Source organism: Bradyrhizobium sp. CSS354 (genome assembly GCF_029051725.1).
Classification (GTDB): Bacteria; Pseudomonadota; Alphaproteobacteria; order Rhizobiales; family Xanthobacteraceae; genus Bradyrhizobium.
The window spans coordinates 125,867-144,395 of sequence record NZ_JAACFU010000019.1 but is presented as its reverse complement, the minus strand read 5'-3'; the positions used below and the strand labels follow the sequence as shown (position 1 = coordinate 144,395).

Below are 18,529 nucleotides of genomic sequence, written 5' to 3'. Positions count from 1 at the left end.
TATGCGTCAGCTCCTCGAAGCCGGCGTGCACTTTGGTCACCAGTCTCACCGCTGGAATCCGAAAATGGCGCCGTTCATTTTCGGCGCTCGCAACAACATCCACATCGTCGACCTCGCGCAGACCGTGACGTTGCCGACATCACCGCTGACGCTGGCGACGCGAATGGTTTCGCCGCGCGCCTTGGCCTCGACCTGCTTGAGGTACAGCACGGCGGAAAGCGGATGGCAGCCCATCCGGATCAGCGAGCCGCCACCGGTCATCGCCCATTGCGCGGCATGGGCCGCATGCGAGCCGGAATGGCTCTCCTCGCCCTTCATGAACAGGATTTTGTCCTTGGTCGCTCTCAGAATCTCCGCGGTCTTGGTCACGGCCGGCGCGTAGATCCAGTCCTCGGCATACATGAAGAGCTTTCCGGTGCGCTCGATCGCGGCACGCGTGGCGTCCATCTCTTCCAGCACGCGCTCATACATCAGCGCCTTCGGCACATGCTTGCCGATCGGCTGCCGGTCGCCGTCGCGGCCGAAATAGCCGGCGAACGGCTTTTCGCAGATCACGTGCTTGCCGGCCTGCATGGCGGCGACGATCATCCCCGCATGCAGATTGGGCGGCGTGCAGATATCGATGACGTCGAGCTCGCGGTCTGCGATCAGCTCGGCGAAGCTGCGATGGACCCGTGGGACCTGGTGGCGCTGCGCAAATTCGACGACATGGTCGCCGCGCGCAGCGACCGCCGCGACCTCGACATCCACGCCATAGACGCGCCGGAACGCATACATATGCAGCTCCGACACGAAGCCGCAGCCGACGAGTCCCACTTTGATCTTGGCCATAGCGCCCCCTGACCCATGCTTTGGGCAGCACTATAGCGCGCCGGCAGCTCTATTCCACCGAGACCCGCACCACGCCGGCGCTCATCATGCCCAGCGCTTTGGCGGCGGGCACAGAGAGATCGACGATCCGGCCGCGGATGAAGGGGCCGCGATCGTTGACGCGGCATTGAATCGAGCGGCTGCCGTAGGACACCCTCAGCACGCTTCCGAAGGGGCGCGTCCGGTGCGCGCAGGTCAGCTCGCCTTTTCCGGCTTTTCCATACCCGTAATAGGAGGCAAGCCCGCTTTCGGCCTGGGCAAAGGAAACTGCAGAAAGCGAAAAAGTGGCAAGGCAAGAAAATAGCGTCGTCTGCGCTCGCACGGCACCGCTCCCGGTTGGCCCTGCCCCGCGCAGAAACGTTTGTTGGTTCCCGTAGGTTCCTGAGCAACTGCCGGGCCGCGCCCGGCAGTGCCATCACACATTGTTACTATTTGTGGAACACGAGCGTCCGAACCTCAATGCTTTCGCGCGGCGCCGCATCCGCTGGCGTGGTCGGATCGACGAACGCGGTATGCGGCCCAAAGCGGGTGCGGCCATCTGTTGCAGAATCGTAGCATTTGAGCAGCAGCGCTTCGTCCGTCGTCATCTCGGGAAAATAGAACCAGCGATGGTTCGGATTGTATTTCACCGAATAAATCTCGCCGCGACGGTTGGGATAGATGAGAGCGGAGGCGACGAGATCGTCGGGCGCGACCGTCGTGCCATCTGCCATCGCCAGCGGCGAATCTCGCAACGGGCCACGGATTGGCCGCCATAGATTGATCACCTGGACGCGGCCTTTCAGCAGCTCGTCGGCCTCATCTGGCAGATGTTCGCGCACGCGGTTGGCGCCCGAGACGGCGGTCTGGTCGACGTGGACGCGCGTTGCCGGCTGACGCGGTCCGCCGTCGCGAATGTCCGCGGCGCCCTCGACGCGCCTGCGCACGGTATGGTCGAAGATAACAACGCGGTCGGCTTTCAGCGTTGCGCGCAGGAAGGCCTCGACGGCGGGATAGTAGACCGCCTTGATTTCCTCCTCGTTGGAGAAGTCCTTCACCTGGTTCGGATGCCGCACCAGCGCAAAGCCTTCGCGGTCGAGCGAGAAATTATGGGCGATCAGTCGCGCATCGAAGATCGGGACCTGATGCGGCTCCGGCAATGATGTGCTCTTGGGCTCACCCGGCGGCGGATCGAAGGCATAGGTGCGCGGCTTGCCCGAAACCGGCGCGAGGTAATTGAGTTCAGCGGTGACGAAGGGAAGCGATTCGATTTTTGTTTCTTGCAGGCCCATGGCCGGTCTCCCGATGTGGTCGTCTGGATGATTTTTGAGGGGGCCGGGCGTGACGCAAGGGAGGTCGTGCAAATAGCAATGCGGGTTTTGTCGTCGGCATGAAACGCAGAACGAACGTTTCGCGGAGTCCTGTCGGGTTGGAATGCGCTCCATCCGCTTCACGGATGCTTGAGAGCCTTGTGATATCTCGTGCCTCGTCCGACCGGCCTTAAGGAAAACATCAGGACAACATAAGGAGCTCATAAGGACTTACGAGCCGCCATCGGCCTAGCATCGATCCTGTGATCTCGTCGGTAGCAGGATGCCTCATTCCCGGCTTGTCCAGGCAAACGCAGCCCGCTCTTGGATTGCCGATCCCGACTGGACGGGCTTACAGTGATGCGCCCTGCGGCCGTCGACGCTTGCAATGGGAAGGCGACCTTCGGGCTGGAGATCAGCGCCATGTCAGCCAGTCAGTATCTTCGTTACGATCCGTCCGTCGAACAAATCCAGCCGGAGGAAGCTGCGGCCGTCGAGGCGATCGTTGCCTCGATCTCGCGGACGAGCGCCCGCACTTTTCACAACGACAAGCATGGGACCCGGCAGCAGCACGCCAAGGGCGCCGGTTATCTCCGCGGCGAGCTGATCGTCTACGACGATTTGCCGGATCACCTGCGCCAGGGCCTGTTCAAGCAGGCTGGCCACTTCCCGATCATCGTCCGCCTCTCCACCGCATTCAACAGGAGCGATCGCGTACGTTCGCCACGGGGGTTTGCCATCAAGGTCCTGGGCGTGACTGGGGCTAAGGCGCTCGGCGACGACGATACGACGAACCAGGATCTCCTGCTCGTCAATCACCCCAGCTATTTCGCGGATGCGATGGCCTATATGCGCGCACAGCACAAGGTCGAGCGCACCCTGTTCCTGCCTGATCTGGCGTACGTACCCATAGGCTTTCTCGCGCGCGTGCTGGTCGCCGCATCGGACAGAACAGGCATTCCGATCCCGATCGTCTTGAAAGCGCTCGGTGATGCCGGCAGCAACATTCTCGGCGAAACCTTTCACACGGAGGGAGCATTGCGGTTTGGTGATTATATCGCAAGGCTTCGCCTGGTGCCGATCTCGGCCTCGGTTCGCCAACTCACCGGCCAGCCCTGCCACGATGCCGATGATGCCGTGCTGAACAGCGTCGCTGCCTTCTTCAAGGACAATGCGGCCGAGTACGAACTGTTTGCCCAGCTCTGCACCGACCTGGAGCGAACACCGATCGAAGATGCCTCGATCGACTGGCCCGAAGACGTCGCGCCGCCGGAAGCACTCGGCAAGATCACGCTTCCGCGCCAGACCGCCGACAGCCCAGCGCGTCGCGTCTATTCCGACGAGGTGCTTTCGTTCGATCCATGGCGATGTCTCGCCGCGCATCAGCCGCTCGGCTCGATCATGCGGTTGCGCAGGGATGCCTACAGGGCCTCCCGCACGCTGCGGCAGCAGCAAAACCAATTCAGGGTCAAGCAACGGCCCGGAGAACCGCGAGAGATCGCGGACCTGCCGGATTGAGCCGATCACCGTCCCGCAATGTCGGGCCCGGTGTGCCGGCCTGCGTCGAATAATGATGCCGACCGCAGCGGATCGCCGGGATCAAGCGTCCCTGCCAGCGATGCGATCACCTGGCAGGAGCGGCCCCGCCACTTGGCAGCCCTTTGCGCTTGTCCAAGGCTCCCATAGAGCACCGCTGTCGTGCGATAAACCCGCCAGCTGGCATGCGGCAACCTGGCATGGCGGACGATCGAAATGGCCGTCGACAAATGCTGTCCGGCGAGTTGCGCATCCTGCTTCAGGATCGCAATTCTCGCCATGGCCTCGTAGCACAGCGCGAGAAACGGCCGGTCGGGCGCCGCGCTCGTCACCTCATGAAACTGGCGGGCCGAACTCTGGGCGCGGTCCAGATCGCCGATCGCGATCCAATAGTCGCAGCAAGTTAGCATATAATGGGGGATGACCAGCGACTCCATCGGCACCCGATCGACCTCCATTCGGCGCTCCATCGCATCGAGATGCTGCCGCGCCCGAGTCAGGTCGCCCATCCTGACATAAGCTCGCGCCAGCAAATTCCTGCCAACGAAGAAGGTGAACGGATTGGCCTCGATCATCGGGCCGAGCGCATCCTCCGCACGCCGTGACGCGCTGCCATATTCCTCCGCCTCCGAATACAGCCATCCGATCGCGAGATGACACAGCGCGACGGCCTGCGGATTTGCATTCCGCTCCGAGATAGCCAACGCGGAGACGAGGTTTCGTTGCGCCTGGCCCCATTCACCGTGATAAATCTGGGCAAACGCCTCGACCGATTCATAGAGTACGAACAGATAGACGTCACCCACCAGGCGGGCGAGCTCCTTTCCCCGGCTCGTCGCATCGCAGCAGGCCGGATAATTCGCGCGCAGGAACTCCAGCACCATCTCCATCGAGCAGCGTCGCAGCCGCATGCTCAGATCTTGCTCTCCGGTGATCAGTGCTGACGCACGCTCGGCAAGGTCCGCATTCTCGCGGTCCCAGCCGCGGAGCATCAGCTTCAAATTGGCTACGTTCCCCTGGACCAGCGCGCTGAACGCGGCGTCGTCGATCGCCCTGCTCTTGACAAGGGCCTGTTCGGCCACAGGCAGGCTCTGGCGTCGATCGACGTAAAGACAGAATCTGCTGAGATCGACCAGTGCGTTCACCTCTTCGCGCACGTGCCCGTTCTCCGCCGCGTGCGCGACGACCGCGCTGAGATCCTGCAGGGAATTCAGGAAATCTCCACTAGCCCGCCAGGCCCAGGCGCGCTGCAGCAGCAACTTCAGACGTGTCGTCACCCGAAACTCCGGCGGCAGATGCGGCACCAGCTCCAAAGCGCGGGACAGGTAGTTGGCGGCCTCGCGTGTGCTGAACCTTCGCGCCGAACCCTCGGCCGCCGCGCCCAAATAATGCATCGCTTTCGGGAAATTGCGGCCCAGTTCGAAGTGGCGCGCAATAATGGCGGCGATCTCCCCAGCCTGCGGCCCATAGCCCTGCTCAAGCCCCGCCCCAAGCAGCGCATGGGTTTTCATGCGGCGCGCCGGCGCGAGCCGCTGGTAGAGGATCTCCTGGTAAAGCGCGTGCTGGAACGCATAGCGACCGGAGACACCTCCGTTCGGCCACTCAGTCATGCCGGCAACGACAATAATGCGATCGGTCCGCGCCAGGTCCTCGCACATCTGCTCGACATCCAGCACAGGACGCTCCAGCGCACCGGCGATATGGAGCGCGGAAAACTCCGCTCCCGCCGCACTGGCGACCTCGAGCAGGCAGCGCTCATCCACGGTGAGGTGATCGATCTGCTGCTTGATCATTCCTTCCAGATCGCGCGGCATGCTGTCATGCGAGGCCGCGTCTTCGCTGACCAGCCGCCAGCCCAATTCGTGCTCGACCAGCGCGCCTTGCGCGACGAGATGATCGAGCAGAGACGACACGAACAGAGGATGGCCGCCGGTTCGCGCGAAGATGCGCTCGACCAGCTCGCTGGCGAAATCGGCCGAGTTGAAGCGCAGCGAAAGATAGCGTTCGACGTCGGTGCCGGTCAGCCGATCGAGCGCGAGCTCGGTGGCGTGTCCGTGAATCCGCAAGTCCTGGTGAACCGCACGGATAGGATGTCCGCCGACGGCGACTTCCATCGGCCGATAGGTGGCCAGCACGAGGATAGAAGCCCTCCGATCCCGGCGCGCAAGCCGGGAGAGCACATCCACGGTGGCGAAGTCGCTCCAATGCAGATCTTCCAGGATGATCACCCATGGTCGGCTGACGGCGAGATGCTCCATGAGATCGGCAAATTCCCGCAGCATGCGCTCCCGGGTTGCGCCGAAGACCTCATGCTGGAATGCGGCCCGGTCTGCTTCGCCGAGGAATCCGGGCATTTGCGCGAGCCAGGTCGGCGCGTGCTCGCGTATCGCAGTCAGCAGCGATGCTCCATCGGTTCGACGGCAGCACTCGTTCAGCGCTCCGATCAGCGGAAGAAAGGCCTCATGGGTGCCGAACAACTCGTTGCAACTACAGTGCAGCACGCTCAGTCCATGCTGGTTCATCCTGTCGAGCGTCATTTGCAAGAGGGTGGTCTTGCCGATCCCGGCCTCGCCCGTGATGAAGACGACCTGACGCTGTCCGGTACGAGCGAGTTGCAGCGCCTCGTCCAGCGTATCGAGTGCCCCGGTGCGTCCGACCCTCCAGTGCCGGCGTCGATCGACCACCTGCTCCGTGGCGGACGCCGCCTCCTCTTCGGCCGCCCGCTCGATCGCGGGCAATTCGGCGGTCGCGACCGGCGCAATGAAGCGATAGCCGCGCCGCGTGACCGTCTCGATGTAGTTGGGAGATTGTCTGTCGTCGCCGAGCACCGAGCGTAGCGCGTTCACGGCAACGGCGAGGCTCGACTCGCTGACGTGCAGATCGGACCAGACCGCGTCGAGCAACTCTTCCTTGGTGACGAGTTCACCGGGCCGACCGACAAGATGGCAAAGAACCTCGAATGGCTTCGGGGCCAACGCGATCCGCTCCCCGCCTCGCCATAATAGCGCGTTGGCACGGTCGAGGCGGAATTCACCAAAGGCAAGCGCGTCTGTACGCACGGCTCCGACCCCCGGATGCTCCCCCATCTTAAGGGAAAGCTCAGCCAAATGTAAGGACACGATAAAGACCTGCGCCCTGCGCCGGCACTAGCATTGGCCTGTCCATTTAGAGACGCCGAAGGCGTCGGACGGCCTTTTCATCACGCTGTCATTTCAGTCGACAGGCAGTCGATGCCTGAATTTTGGCAAGGAGTTAGCCATGAGCATTATAAAACATTTGGCGATCCCGCCTCTCGCGTTTGCCATTCGTCATTACGACGTGAGGGTCATATTAGGCGTCACCGTCCTCAGCCGCATCTTCCTCCTCGCCATCTACCTCGCGTGCCGCGGCCCGGGCCTGTCCGAGTTCGATCTTACCAACACCATCGCGCTGCCATGAGCTCGGGACCGCTCGAATGGTGCATCGAGATCGCGATCATCGCCGCGATCTGCATCGGCATTGTCGCGGGCGGGCATGGCCGGCTCGTCGTGCCGCATCACCGGGTTCAACGCGCGCAAGCCGATCGGGCCGCTTGCGTACAGCGGCCCTCAAATCTTTTCAGTATCGTCGACCTGCGGCGTGCGGGTCCACCCGTTTGATCGATCACCAATACGCGCGGTGATAGGCCCGGTACGGCCGGTAGTAGCCGTACCGCGGACCGTAATATGGACGATAGGCGCGATAGCCGTAATAGCGCGGACGCGCGTAATAGCCGCCATAACCGTAGCCCGGTCCATAGGCGTAACTCGGTCCATAGCCGCCATAATAGGCAGGCGCATAGCCGTAAGCCGGCCCCGGATATCCGTAGCCGCCGTAATATGGACCACCGCCATAGTAGCCGTAGCCATAGGCGCTGCTGGCGATGGCGCTGCCGATGATCGCGCCGGCTGCGAGGCCGCCAATACCCCATCCAAAACCTCGGCCGCGCCAATACACCTGCGTGACATCATCGCCGACCGCGGCCTTCATGGTCGCGACATTTGTCGGCATCGGGCCCGCGGCGGCCCGCTCGACTTGGCCGGCCATCACCGCGCCGGCCAGCGAACAGGCGATTGCCGTTTTCCAGATCGTCATCGTCTTACTCCCTGTCTGACATTTTGCTTGGACATGGACGCAGCCCATGATCGGGCATCCTGGCGCAAGGTCAAAGCCAGAAATTCGGCCTCGATTTTGCGTGCACCGCACAAGACGCATGCCTCCATTGTGATCAACCGGTACCCGACGGGCTCGACCACCTCGCCGCGTGTGACACCAGCAAGACGGTGCCTGGGGCCCGATCACCGCGGCAAAGCATTAAGCTTCCGGCGCATTCGCAACCAACAACCACCTTCCCGATTTACTATCCGTGCCGTTACTATCGGTTCCAAATGTGCGCGGCCGGGAGGCTTCTCGCGAGCGCCAGAGTTGTGGGAGAATGACATGAGTGCCGCGAGACCCGAGCCGCTTGCCCGTCAGGCGCTGGCGTTCGTCCTGGCCGGCGGACGCGGCAGCCGGCTGCTGGAGCTGACCGACCGGCGCGCCAAGCCCGCGGTCTATTTCGGCGGAAAATCCCGCATCATCGATTTCGCACTGTCGAACGCGGTGAACTCGGGCATCCGTCGAATCGCGGTGGCCACCCAATACAAGGCGCACAGCCTGATCCGGCACCTTCAGATGGGCTGGAACTTCTTCCGTCCCGAGCGCAACGAGAGCTTCGACATCCTCCCGGCGAGCCAGCGCGTCTCCGAAAACATGTGGTACGTCGGCACGGCCGATGCGGTCTACCAGAACATCGACATCATCGAATCCCACGCCTGCCGCTTCATCGTGGTTCTCGCCGGCGACCATATCTATAAAATGGATTACGAGGTGATGCTGCGCCAGCATGTCGACAGCGGCGCCGACGTCACCGTCGGCTGCCTGGAGATGCCGCGTCAGGAATCTTCCGGCTTCGGCATCATGCATATCGACGAGAACGGATGGATCAAAGAGTTCCTGGAAAAACCGAAAGACCCGCCGCCTATGCCGGGCAAGCCGGACGTCTCGCTCGCCAGCATGGGCATCTACGTGTTCGACGCGAAATTCCTGTTCGAGGAGCTCAAGCGCGACGCCGAGGACCCGAACTCCAACCACGATTTCGGCAAGGACATCATCCCCTATCTCGTCAAGAACGGCCGCGCCATGGCGCACCAATACTCGACCTCCTGCGTCCGCTCCGGTAGCGACCCCCGTGCTTATTGGCGCGACGTCGGCACGGTCGACGCCTATTGGGCCGCCAATATCGACCTCACCGACGTGGTGCCCGAGCTCGATTTGTTCGACAGCGCCTGGCCGATCTGGTCCTATTCGGAGATCACACCGCCGGCAAAATTCGTCCACGACGAGGAAAGCCGGCGCGGCCAGGCCGTGAGCTCGCTGGTCTCGGGCGGTTGCATCATTTCCGGCGCCTCGCTGCGACGCTCGCTGCTGTTCACCGGCGTGCGCGTCAACTCCTACGCCAATGTCGAGAACGCCGTGATCATGCCCTACGTCAATGTCGGCCGCGGCGCGCGCCTGAAGAACGTCGTGATCGATCGCGGCGTCGAGATCCCGGAAGGGCTCGTCGTCGGCGAAGATCCCGATTTGGATGCAAGACGCTTCCGCACCACCGAGCAGGGCATTTCGCTCATTACCCAGCCGATGCTCGACAGGCTCAATACATGACGCCTGTTCGCGTCCTCGCGGTCGCCTCCGAAGTCTATCCCATCGTCAAGACCGGCGGCCTCGCCGATGTCGCGGGCGCGCTGCCGATCGCGCTGAAGGCGCATGGCGTCGAGATGCGCACGCTGATGCCGGGCTATCCCGACGTGATGCGGGTGCTGGGGGGAGCCGACGAAATCCGGCGCTGGCCGGATTATTTCGGCGGACCCGGACGTCTGCTCGCCGGCTCGCATGACGGCCTCGAGCTGTTCGTGCTCGACGTGCCGCATCTCTACGCGCGGCCCGGCAACCCCTACGTGACGCCTGAAGGCTTGGACTGGCCGGACAATGGCGTGCGGTTCGCCGCGCTCTCGCGCATCGCGGCCGATATCGGCCACGGCCTCGCGCCCGCCTTCGTGCCCGACGTGGTGCATGCCCATGACTGGCAGGCCGGGCTCGCGCCAGCCTATCTGCACTACGACAACCGCCCGCGGCCGGCCACCGTGATGACCATCCACAACATGGCCTATCAGGGCAAGTTCGCGCCCGACCTGATCGGTTCGATTGGCCTGCCCTGGCGCGCCTATGGCGTCAACGATCTCGAATATTTCGGCGGCATCAGTTTTTTGAAGGCCGGCCTGCAATTCGCCGATCGCATCACCACGGTGTCGCCGACCTATGCGCAGGAGATCCAGAGCGACGAGGGCGGCATGGGGTTCGGCGGTCTGCTTCGCGCCCGCGCCAACGTGCTGAGCGGCATCCTCAACGGCATCGATGTATCCGTTTGGAATCCGCAAGAAGATCCGCACATCGCCTACCGCTTCGGCACGGAGGACCTCACACATCGGGCCGCGAACAAGGCGGTGCTCCAGCAACAGTTCAATCTGGATTCCTCGGACGAAGCGCCGTTGCTCGGCGTCATCAGTCGCCTGTCCTGGCAGAAGGGGCTCGATCTCCTGCTCGAGGCCATTCCGACCATTTTGCGCGAAGGCATGCAGCTCGCGCTGCTCGGCAGCGGCGACCGCGATCTGCAGGATCGCTATCAGGCCGTTGCGCGGGCGAACCCCGGCCGGATCGGGGTCGTGATCGGCTATGACGAGATCATGGCACATCTGATCCAGGCCGGCTCCGACGCGCTCATCGTGCCATCACGGTTCGAGCCGTGCGGCCTGACCCAGCTCTGCGCGCTGCGCTACGGCGCCGTGCCCATCGTCTCGCGCGTCGGCGGCCTCGAGGATACCATCGTCGATATCGGCGAGGCCGATAAATCGGGCCACGATGCCACCGGCTTCAAGTTTGGCCCAGTGACCGCGGATGCCCTCGCCGGCACGCTGCGCAAGGCCAACATCGCCTTCCACGACAAGCTGACCTGGCGCCGGCTGCAACTGAGCGGCCTTGCGACCGACGTGTCCTGGCGCAACCGCGCCGGTGACTATGCCGCACTCTATCGCGATCTCGTGACGGCGCGTGCCTGAGGCGCGACCATCGTCGAATCAATGCTATAGAGCCGCCATGGACCCCTTTGTGATCAAGCTGATCGGCTTTGCCGCCGCGACCTGCACCACCGTGGCCTACGCGCCGCAAGCCATCAAAGTGTGGAAGACCCGCTCCACCGGCGATATTTCGCTCGGCATGTTCCTGGTCATGGTGCTGGGGCTGGCGCTCTGGCTCGTCTACGGCCTGCTGTCGGGCGATGCGCCCCTCGTCGCCGCCAACGCCATCACCATGGTGCTCGCCGGCGGCATCCTGTTCATGAAGCTGAAATACGGGTGATGATCACCCTCTCCCCTTGTGGGAGAGGGTGGCTCGCCGCAAAGCGGCGAGAGGGGTGAGGGGTTGTCTCCGCGAATTCATACGACAGTTGGACTCGCAGAAAGAACCCCTCATCCGGCGCTTCGCGCCACCTTCTCCCACAAGGGGAGAGGCTTAGTCAGGAAAACGCCAGTAAAAACAACGATACACAGCATTTTCAGCGGCTTGGCTGGCCATTTCGGCGGGAAACAAGTACACAAATAGGGGCACAAACCTCTTCCCGAAGAAGGTAAGCACACCGTGGCATCTAAGCAGCATCACCTGCACCCCATCAATGGCTTTTGGTACTACCGCCGTCGCGTTCCGAAAGCGGTCCTCAGCCAGCTCGCGCCCGGCACCAAGCCGATTGTCAAACTCTCGACCGGCATTCACGTCATCGACGATCCCAATGGCTGTCGAGCGATCAAGACCGCCATCAAGTTCGACGAAGCACAGGAGCGCGACTGGGCGCTGCGCGTCGAAGGCCGCGCGGATGAGGCCAGCCACCTGACAGTCGCGTCCATCGCGCGCGCCAAGGTCCATGGCTACCGCTATCGTCCAGCCGACGAGGTCGCTGGCCTTCCGCTCAACGAGGTGCTCGAACGCATCGAGGTGCTGATGCGGAGCGGCAGCATTGACCAGAAGATCGACCGCACCGCGCTGCTTGGCGGCGTTTCCAAATCCTCGATCATCTTGAGCAAGGCCGCCGCGAGCTACAACGCATTCCTGCGCGCCGACCACAACGGCAAGTCGCCGAACCAACTGCTGAAGGCCGAGAAGAAAAAGGAAGCCGCGATGCGCCGCTTCATCGGCGTGGTGGGCGACAAGGATCTGCTGACGGTGAGCCGCGAGGACGCGCTGGCCTTCCGCAAGTGGTGGAGCGACCGCATCGAGAACGAGGACATCACCAGCGAACTGGCGATCAAGGACATTCAGGATGTCCGCATGATTATCGCCACCATCATCGAACGGGATGGGCTACAAGCCTTCGACCAGAAGGCATTCGACGGCATTAAAAACTTCAAGCGGCAGAACAATCAGCGCGAGGCGTGGCCGCTGGAGACCGTGCGCGATACGATCCTCAGGGCCGATCCCGCCGATCTGGAGGCGGTCTGCCACGACATCATGCTTGTGGTGATCGGCACCGGAGCGCGCCCTTCCGAAGTCGTGGCCTTGCAGCCGCACCACATCCATCTCACGCACAACATTCCTCACATCGAGATTGCGGCTGAGGGCCGCGAGGTGAAGACCGCCAATGCCAAGCGCAAAATTCCGCTGACCGGCATCGCCTTGGAAGCGATGCGGCGCAATGCGCAGGGCTTCGAGCGCTACAATGATCGCGCCGCAGTCGCTTGCGCCAAGATCAATGCATGGCTGCGGCAATTCCAGCCGCAGCCGGAGGAAGGCGACGTTTATAAAACGGTCTACTGCTTCCGCCACAGCTTCGCGAACCGGCTGTACGAGGTCCACGCCACCGACAAGATGCGGATTTCCTTGATGGGCCACGAAGGCACCGGGCCGAAATATGGCGAGGTGCCGCTCTCGGCGAAGGCGCAGGTCATGGATCAGATCGCCTTCTGATCACGACAAATGGCACTTGTTTGATTTCTCTCTTGCGATTTTAAGCGACCGCGCGCAAAATTAAGTCGTTCGCTCTGGAAAACGCCGACGCGAAAATCCTCCCCTTGGGCCTTAAGGAAAACCCAAGGGACTTGGCACGCGGCGGGGAGCGCAATCTCACAAAAACTCGTTCAGAGTGGAGATGCGCCCATGAGTGCAGCCCCGTGGCAATTTAGGCCCGTTGAAGTCCGCCGCGCGATCAAATCCGTCCAGTCTGCGGGCCTTGAGGTTTCGCAGGTCGAGGTCGGACGTAACGGCAACATCGTCATCAACATCGCCCGTCAGCCAGCGCCTGCGGTGAAGCAGGTTGCCGCCGATGCCGACGCCCCGCGCTGACGGCGCTGGGTCGAGCAAACCGACTGACGCGCCGATCACTGAAGCGCGCATCCGGCAGGCGCTCGTCACTGTCGCTTACATCATTTCGACCTATGGCGAGGTCGAATATTCGCCGCTGCTTGAGCGGCTGGAACGGGAGCTGGAGCGGTACCGTGAAGGCCGCGATCCGGTCTCGCGCGCACGCGCGATCCTGAAAGCCTACGAAGCCACATTTGAAAACGAAGACGCCGCTGCCCGGTAGAGCAGCGGCGTTTTCGTTTGGGACGCATCGTCTCGCCGTGGAACAGCGATGAGGATGTATCCCGAAACCGGGATGACATCAATGCCGATCACCAGCATCAACCAGCCGACTGATCCAGCCGATGCGATGGCGTGGGCGCTGGGAGATGCGCCATGAGAAGCACGAAGGAATTCACACGCCGCGTGTTCGCTTACATCAAGCAAGTGAACCGCGACAAAGAATTGCCATCGGCAGCCGTCCGCGTCGGCCTTGTGATTGCAGATCACTGGAACGAGGAAAGCGGCGAGGCCCGTCCGTCACTACAGACCATCGCGCTCGAAAGCGGGTTGGGCGAAGGAACCGTCCGAAGGATGCTGCCTGCCTTGGTCGAACGCGGCCACCTTGCGGTCCAAGTCGGCAGCCGTGGAAGCGGTCATCCAAACCGCTATTGGCCTCTCGATGAAAGCGCCAACGGGGGCGCAATCAAAAGCGCCAACGAGGGCGGAATTGAAAGCGCCAACGGGGGCGTAAGTGCAAAGAAGCCGAAAGCGCCATTTCCGGGAATAAAAGCGCCATCTGAGACAAAAAAAGCGCCAACGGGGGCACTGAACACAGTTGAACACACTGAACACAGTAACAGCGCGCCTCCGGCGCGCAGCTCTGCCGATGACGGTAGAGACAGTGCTTCCGACCGCACCTCCGTTGACGAGCCACTGAACCCAGCTTTCAGCACCGTCGATGACGCGTTAGTTCCCGATCCCGATGGACCTGTGCCGCGCCCTGTCGGGCGGCCAGAGACTGTCGAAGCGCGACAACCACCTCCCGCGTCTTCAATAGGTACTGCCGCCACGAACGCCAGTCCCGGCTTCGATGAGGTTTGCCGAAACGCCCGCAAACTGTTCGGGACCAAGGGCGATGCTGTGGCTGCCCGCCTGCTCGCCGCCTTTGACGACGATGTCGAGGAAGCTCTGGATCACCTTGCCGTCGCCGCAGATGAGGCTGATCCGATGAGTTACCTCAAACAGCAGGTCGAGCGCACGCGGTTGCACGCCCAGAACCAGACGCCTTGGAGGACGGACCATGACTGATCGACCGGGCTACCGGCACCGCCTGAAGGCCGCCGCTTCCGAACTGGGCACCATGCCCGGCATCTCGCACTGCACGATCTTGCACGATGACGGCTGCGCGATCTTTCAGCGGCAAGCCTGCAACTGCATCCCCGACATTTCGATCATCCCCGCCGATGGCGGCAGCGTGCTGGTGATCGACGCGAGCGGTCAGGCGAGCAAGAGCAGCAAGCAGTGATCGAGGGAGAACCGTGATGGTCTACGCCGAACGCACTACGGTGTCGGTCGATCAGACCCGAGCTGAGATTGAGCGGACGCTCAAGCGGTACGGCGCGACCGCCTTCGCCTATGCTTCGGAGGCAGGCCGCGCGGCGGTGATGTTCGAGGCGCATCAGCGCCGCATCCGGTTCGATCTGCCGCTGCCGCCGCTCAAGGACAGCATGACGGCGGCGTCGCTGAAGACCGGCGAGCAGATGCATCGCCAACGATGGCGGGCGCTTCTGCTGTGCATCAAGGCCAAGCTGGAGAGCGTCGAAAGCAAGATCGAGAGCTTCGAGGAAGCCTTCCTTGCGCATGTGGTCCTGCCGGATGGATCGACGGTCGGGCAGCATGCCGCGAAGTCCATCGCGCTCGCGTACAGCGGCAACAAGATGGTGCCGTTGCTGCCGCATCTCGACGCGAGGGCATCGTGAGCAACCGGCACCAGCGCCGCGCCGACACGCGGGCATTTCGCCATCAGGTGCATCACGGTCACGTTCTAACTCATCTGGTTGACGCGCAAGCGGACCTGAGCGGCTTCCCACTGCTGGTGCAGGTCGCCGCCGCATGGGCTGCCGCGATCCCGCAGCGCAAGCCCTTTTGCTTCGGCTGCCGATCAGGCTTCGCAAATCCGCCGCGATCAGCGACTTCCCCGGTGTCACTTCCCAGCGTGTTGCCGACCTTTAGCGATGAGGGTGCCGCCAGCGAGAACGGCATCAACAAGGTCCGGTGCCCATTGAAGGATCAGCCGCGCGAGGCTGAAGCGCAGCGGCAAATTGATCCCCAAAAATGGGGATCAGGGTCTGTCGTGACGGATATGGACGAAGCCGCCGCCAGTGCGACGCCCGGCGCATATCTGTTCGCGCTGCCACCCGGCGCTACCGACATCGCCAGCATCAGCGTGCTGTGCGTCGAGTGCTGGCGTGATCTGACCGAAGCGGAAGTTGAGCGCGCGGCGGCGAATGCGCTGCGGCAGGTGATCCCCGGCGACTTCCTCGACGCGGGGCGATGATGAAGCCGCATCGGCCATCGACATTTGCGGGCGCATTCCCGGTCGGGCGCGGGCATCCGACGCCCGCTGCGATGCTGTCGCGAGATGAACGCGACCGATTTCTGGTCGAGTGTGCGGATCGATACTGCGTCTCGATGTCCGACAATGCGGCGGCGGAATTTCTGATCGCCAAGCTCAGTCTTTTTCGAGCAACTGCTTGGCAACGTGATCGCGACGAGGCGCTTTGTCCTCAGCGCTATCGAAACACCCTTCGGGAATATCTCTGGATGATCCTGAAGGCGCGTGATCGTCTGCCGGGCGAGCGGCTGGTCCGTGAGGTGCTGCGGGCGAGTGAGCGAGAGCGGGGCTGATGCGACGGCTCTGGTTCACTTCTACGTAGCAGTGACTTCCTTGATCCCGACGGTCTCATGCTCGACCGAACCCGCTATTTTTTGCCAACAGCCTGCACCACCGTGTCTCCGATCATCACCGACGACGACGGAGGAGACCCATGACTGATCCTGCTGAGGGCTGGCGAAAATTTATGATGGAGGCGAGCGCAAGCGGCAGCCTGACACCCGCGCCGCTAATTGAGGTCGTCGCGCCGACGCCGCTTTCCGTTGGGTTCTCCAGCCCACAATTCGATCCGCTCGAATGGCTGCCGCCCGCTGCCCAAGAAAAGCTCCGTGCCTTGCGCTTGAGGTCGGCTGATAGCCACGCGGTGATCCCGACAGGCTTCGACGTTCAATCCGCGAGCGCGGAGCGTGTCGCCGCCGCGAATGCGCTGAAAAGGCTTGTTTCGCACCCGCAGGACGGCGGCTTCGGCCTCAAACCCGATAATCGTCAAGTCGTCGCCGCGCAGCGGACCCTCGACAAGGCGACGGACGACTTCGAGCGCATCAAGCAGCGCAGCGAGGCGAAGACGGCTGCATGGCAGGCGGCCAGCGGTGCGCTGGCGAACGTAGAGACATGGCTGAAGCACGGCAAGCCGCCCGGCGTGCAGTTGCTCGACTACGACGGACCCGAGCCGACGCTGGCCAAGGGCGAGGCGAGTGTAATCGACGCCATTGAGAACCGGCGGCGGCGAGTTCGCGAGCTGCGCGCCGATTTGCATCGCATCGCGAGCGCGCCGTATCCATCGAGCTACGCCAAGCAGCGCATGCGCGCACAGATCGAAGCATTGGCGATGCAGGGTGCGCCGTCGATTTCGCGTCTTATCGAGCTTGATGGCCCGATTGATTTTCAGACGCAGAGCTTGCGGTCGGAGGTGCTTGGCGCGGATCAGCGCGCGCTGGCATTCGCCGAATTGCCTTCCGCGCTCGCACTGATCTGCTGGTTGCACAAAGATGCGCTGATCGTCGCACTCGACGGCGAGATTGCCAGCGAGAGCGATGATAAAGCAGCACTGTCGGCTGAAGCGCGCCAGAAGGCCGAAGCTGAGGTGCAGGACGATTTGCTGGCCGTCGAGCGCGACGAAAGCTGGTTTGTGTGGTCAGCGCAGGGTTCCGGGCTCCCGGTCGAGCATCGCAGTGATTGTTGTTCGCCCCTCGCGATCTTGCAGGTGCGGATGGTCACGGCAGCGCGCGCGGACCTGCCGCCTACGTCGCCGGAACATGCTTACAACGTCATCGGCGGGCGACGATGACAGCAATCGTGCAGCCGTGGGGCGCGTGCCAACACTTCCCCGGCACTGCACGGGCGCTGGACGTGGGTGACCACTCCAGCGCCACCTCTATCACAGACCGCGCTGAAGGGCAGCGGCTGCTCGACAGCGCGTCAGGGCGGAGCGGTTGCTCCTTGGCTGTTCCGCCCGATCCAACGCGCGACGGCCGACGACATCGATGCCGTCGCGTCAGGGCCGGATGCTCCCCTCGCTTGGAGGACATCCGGCCCGCCTCGCTGATCGAGGACAGGCGGTTATAGCTCACTTCCATAAAGCGCTGATGCCGCTGCAAGAACGGCCATTCCGGGCGCTGTCAGATGGTCGGATCAAGCCGCTGATCCCGCTGCGGCAACTGCGGTGCAAAGATGCCCAAACAGGCATGATCCAGATCAATGCTGCCGCTCGATTGCCGCCAAAGATGAGAAATGCCGTTCAACCCAAGACGGGCTTTCACCATCGAGGTCGCCGGGATCGCAACGTTGGTCCTCAGTGTTGCAGTGGTCGCAGCTATCGTGATTTCCGTTTGGTGACGGCTACCGCCACTCCTCCTCGCGCTCGCGTCTGACGGCATCGCTCTCCGGGTTCTTCGACTTGACCCACGTCTTCGACGGGCCGCTGCGATATGGCGCATCCGCCCGTTTCGACACGATGCCCTCCAGACCGAGTTGGCAGACGTGCCTGTACACCGTCGGCCCGTAGCCGGTCAGATGCTCCACGAACTGAATGGCGCGTCCCTTGGCCCTCCCAAGCAGCTTCTTGAGCCTGCGCTTGCGCTCGATCAGCGGCAGGTCGCGAAGGTCGATGCCGTCATGCTCGATCAGGTCGAAGGCGAACAGCACGGCTTCATGGCCCCGGCGCTTGCTCCGCAGAGCGCGGAAGTCGGGCGTGCCATCGTCGCGGGCGATTACTGCTTCACCGTCTATCAGGAACGACGGTGCCAGGACGCGGGCAGCGCCCTCAACGATGGCCGGGAAACGGGACGCCCAGTCATGGCCGCTGCGCGTGAAGCAGCGGACCCGGTCTCCATCCCGGCGCACCATCAGTCGGTAGCCATCGTGTTTGATTTCATGGACCCACAGGCGGCCGGACGGTGGCCGGACCACCTTCGACGGCTGGCACGGTTCGACGAAGCCGGAGGGACGCCGCCGCTGGATCATGGCCGGAGGATAGGGGAGCGAGCGACGGGTGCAA

20 protein-coding genes and 2 pseudogenes are annotated in these 18,529 nt (G+C 62.9%); 15 read left to right on the top strand and 7 right to left on the bottom strand.

Annotated features, from left to right (window positions below):
- Nucleotide 1: 1 nt before the first annotated feature.
- Nucleotides 2–133: pseudogene (locus tag GWG67_RS32275) on the top strand (30S ribosomal protein S2); the annotation flags it as partial.
- On the opposite strand, the pseudogene GWG67_RS38980 reads toward GWG67_RS32275, so the two are convergent.
- From GWG67_RS38980 to GWG67_RS32260, 3 genes and pseudogenes are all read right to left on the bottom strand, one after another.
- A pseudogene (locus GWG67_RS38980) lies at nucleotides 124–831 on the bottom strand (Gfo/Idh/MocA family protein); the annotation flags it as partial. The pseudogenes GWG67_RS32275 and GWG67_RS38980 overlap by 10 nt on opposite strands.
- A gap of 49 nt (nucleotides 832–880) precedes the next feature.
- Nucleotides 881–1,192, bottom strand: a complete 312-nt coding sequence (locus tag GWG67_RS32265; RefSeq protein ID WP_007601095.1) for a septal ring lytic transglycosylase RlpA family protein — start codon at nucleotides 1,190–1,192, stop codon at nucleotides 881–883.
- Between the two features lie 106 nt (nucleotides 1,193–1,298).
- On the bottom strand, nucleotides 1,299–2,141 hold the full coding sequence (locus tag GWG67_RS32260; RefSeq protein WP_275173554.1) for a CmcJ/NvfI family oxidoreductase: 843 nt from the start codon (nucleotides 2,139–2,141) through the stop codon (nucleotides 1,299–1,301).
- Nucleotides 2,142–2,582: 441 nt separating this feature from the next.
- Here GWG67_RS32260 and GWG67_RS32255 point away from each other — a divergent pair, with 441 nt between their 5' ends.
- Complete coding sequence (locus GWG67_RS32255) at nucleotides 2,583–3,677, top strand: catalase family protein (protein ID WP_275173553.1); 1,095 nt, start codon at nucleotides 2,583–2,585, stop codon at nucleotides 3,675–3,677.
- A 5-nt stretch (nucleotides 3,678–3,682) separates the two neighbouring features.
- Here the strand turns inward: GWG67_RS32255 and GWG67_RS32250 are convergent, their stop codons facing one another.
- Nucleotides 3,683–6,754, bottom strand: coding sequence for an AAA family ATPase (locus GWG67_RS32250; protein ID WP_275173552.1), 3,072 nt, complete (start codon nucleotides 6,752–6,754; stop codon nucleotides 3,683–3,685).
- A 199-nt stretch (nucleotides 6,755–6,953) separates the two neighbouring features.
- Between GWG67_RS32250 and GWG67_RS32245 the strand changes: the two genes are divergently transcribed.
- The gene (locus GWG67_RS32245; protein ID WP_275173551.1) at nucleotides 6,954–7,133 is read left to right on the top strand and encodes a hypothetical protein; all 180 of its coding nucleotides are present in this window, start codon (nucleotides 6,954–6,956) and stop codon (nucleotides 7,131–7,133) included.
- Nucleotides 7,134–7,337: 204 nt separating this feature from the next.
- Here the strand turns inward: GWG67_RS32245 and GWG67_RS32240 are convergent, their stop codons facing one another.
- Nucleotides 7,338–7,808, bottom strand: coding sequence for a hypothetical protein (locus GWG67_RS32240; protein ID WP_275173550.1), 471 nt, complete (start codon nucleotides 7,806–7,808; stop codon nucleotides 7,338–7,340).
- 345 nt (nucleotides 7,809–8,153) lie between these two features.
- Between GWG67_RS32240 and glgC the strand changes: the two genes are divergently transcribed.
- The 12 genes from glgC to GWG67_RS32180 all read left to right on the top strand — a co-directional run bounded on the left by glgC (nucleotide 8,154) and on the right by GWG67_RS32180 (nucleotide 17,320).
- Nucleotides 8,154–9,416, top strand: a complete 1,263-nt coding sequence (gene glgC, locus GWG67_RS32235; RefSeq protein ID WP_275173549.1) for a glucose-1-phosphate adenylyltransferase — start codon at nucleotides 8,154–8,156, stop codon at nucleotides 9,414–9,416.
- Entirely contained in the window at nucleotides 9,413–10,867 is a 1,455-nt protein-coding gene (gene glgA, locus GWG67_RS32230) for a glycogen synthase GlgA (RefSeq protein WP_275173548.1), read from the top strand. Before glgC ends, glgA begins: the two co-directional genes overlap by 4 nt.
- 37 nt (nucleotides 10,868–10,904) lie before the next feature.
- Nucleotides 10,905–11,165, top strand: a complete 261-nt coding sequence (locus tag GWG67_RS32225; protein ID WP_247968682.1) for a SemiSWEET transporter — start codon at nucleotides 10,905–10,907, stop codon at nucleotides 11,163–11,165.
- 279 nt (nucleotides 11,166–11,444) lie between these two features.
- The gene (locus GWG67_RS32220; protein ID WP_275173547.1) at nucleotides 11,445–12,764 is read left to right on the top strand and encodes a tyrosine-type recombinase/integrase; all 1,320 of its coding nucleotides are present in this window, start codon (nucleotides 11,445–11,447) and stop codon (nucleotides 12,762–12,764) included.
- 189 nt (nucleotides 12,765–12,953) lie between these two features.
- Nucleotides 12,954–13,139, top strand: a complete 186-nt coding sequence (locus GWG67_RS32215) for a hypothetical protein (protein ID WP_275173546.1) — start codon at nucleotides 12,954–12,956, stop codon at nucleotides 13,137–13,139.
- Nucleotides 13,120–13,380: a hypothetical protein gene (locus tag GWG67_RS32210; protein WP_275173545.1), complete on the top strand. Its 261-nt coding sequence runs from the start codon at nucleotides 13,120–13,122 to the stop codon at nucleotides 13,378–13,380. Before GWG67_RS32215 ends, GWG67_RS32210 begins: the two co-directional genes overlap by 20 nt.
- 152 nt (nucleotides 13,381–13,532) lie before the next feature.
- On the top strand, nucleotides 13,533–14,447 hold the full coding sequence (locus tag GWG67_RS32205; RefSeq protein ID WP_275173544.1) for a helix-turn-helix domain-containing protein: 915 nt from the start codon (nucleotides 13,533–13,535) through the stop codon (nucleotides 14,445–14,447).
- On the top strand, nucleotides 14,440–14,664 hold the full coding sequence (locus GWG67_RS32200) for a hypothetical protein (RefSeq protein WP_275173543.1): 225 nt from the start codon (nucleotides 14,440–14,442) through the stop codon (nucleotides 14,662–14,664). Before GWG67_RS32205 ends, GWG67_RS32200 begins: the two co-directional genes overlap by 8 nt.
- Nucleotides 14,665–14,680: 16 nt before the next feature.
- Complete coding sequence (locus GWG67_RS32195) at nucleotides 14,681–15,118, top strand: hypothetical protein (RefSeq protein ID WP_275173542.1); 438 nt, start codon at nucleotides 14,681–14,683, stop codon at nucleotides 15,116–15,118.
- Nucleotides 15,115–15,696 (top strand): hypothetical protein, encoded by a 582-nt coding sequence (locus GWG67_RS32190; protein WP_275173541.1) that lies wholly within the window; start codon nucleotides 15,115–15,117, stop codon nucleotides 15,694–15,696. Before GWG67_RS32195 ends, GWG67_RS32190 begins: the two co-directional genes overlap by 4 nt.
- Nucleotides 15,693–16,046: a hypothetical protein gene (locus GWG67_RS32185; RefSeq protein WP_275173540.1), complete on the top strand. Its 354-nt coding sequence runs from the start codon at nucleotides 15,693–15,695 to the stop codon at nucleotides 16,044–16,046. The genes GWG67_RS32190 and GWG67_RS32185 overlap by 4 nt, the downstream gene beginning before the upstream one ends.
- Before the next feature lie 140 nt (nucleotides 16,047–16,186).
- Nucleotides 16,187–17,320 carry a hypothetical protein gene (locus GWG67_RS32180; protein ID WP_275173539.1) on the top strand — a complete coding sequence of 378 codons (1,134 nt, stop codon included), beginning with the start codon at nucleotides 16,187–16,189 and terminating at the stop codon, nucleotides 17,318–17,320.
- A gap of 331 nt (nucleotides 17,321–17,651) precedes the next feature.
- On the opposite strand, the gene GWG67_RS32175 is transcribed toward GWG67_RS32180, so the two are convergent.
- Nucleotides 17,652–17,795 carry a hypothetical protein gene (locus tag GWG67_RS32175; RefSeq protein WP_275173538.1) on the bottom strand — a complete coding sequence of 48 codons (144 nt, stop codon included), beginning with the start codon at nucleotides 17,793–17,795 and terminating at the stop codon, nucleotides 17,652–17,654.
- Between the two features lie 76 nt (nucleotides 17,796–17,871).
- Nucleotides 17,872–18,495 carry a DNA ligase gene (locus tag GWG67_RS32170; protein WP_275173537.1) on the bottom strand — a complete coding sequence of 208 codons (624 nt, stop codon included), beginning with the start codon at nucleotides 18,493–18,495 and terminating at the stop codon, nucleotides 17,872–17,874.
- Nucleotides 18,496–18,529: the final 34 nt, after the last annotated feature.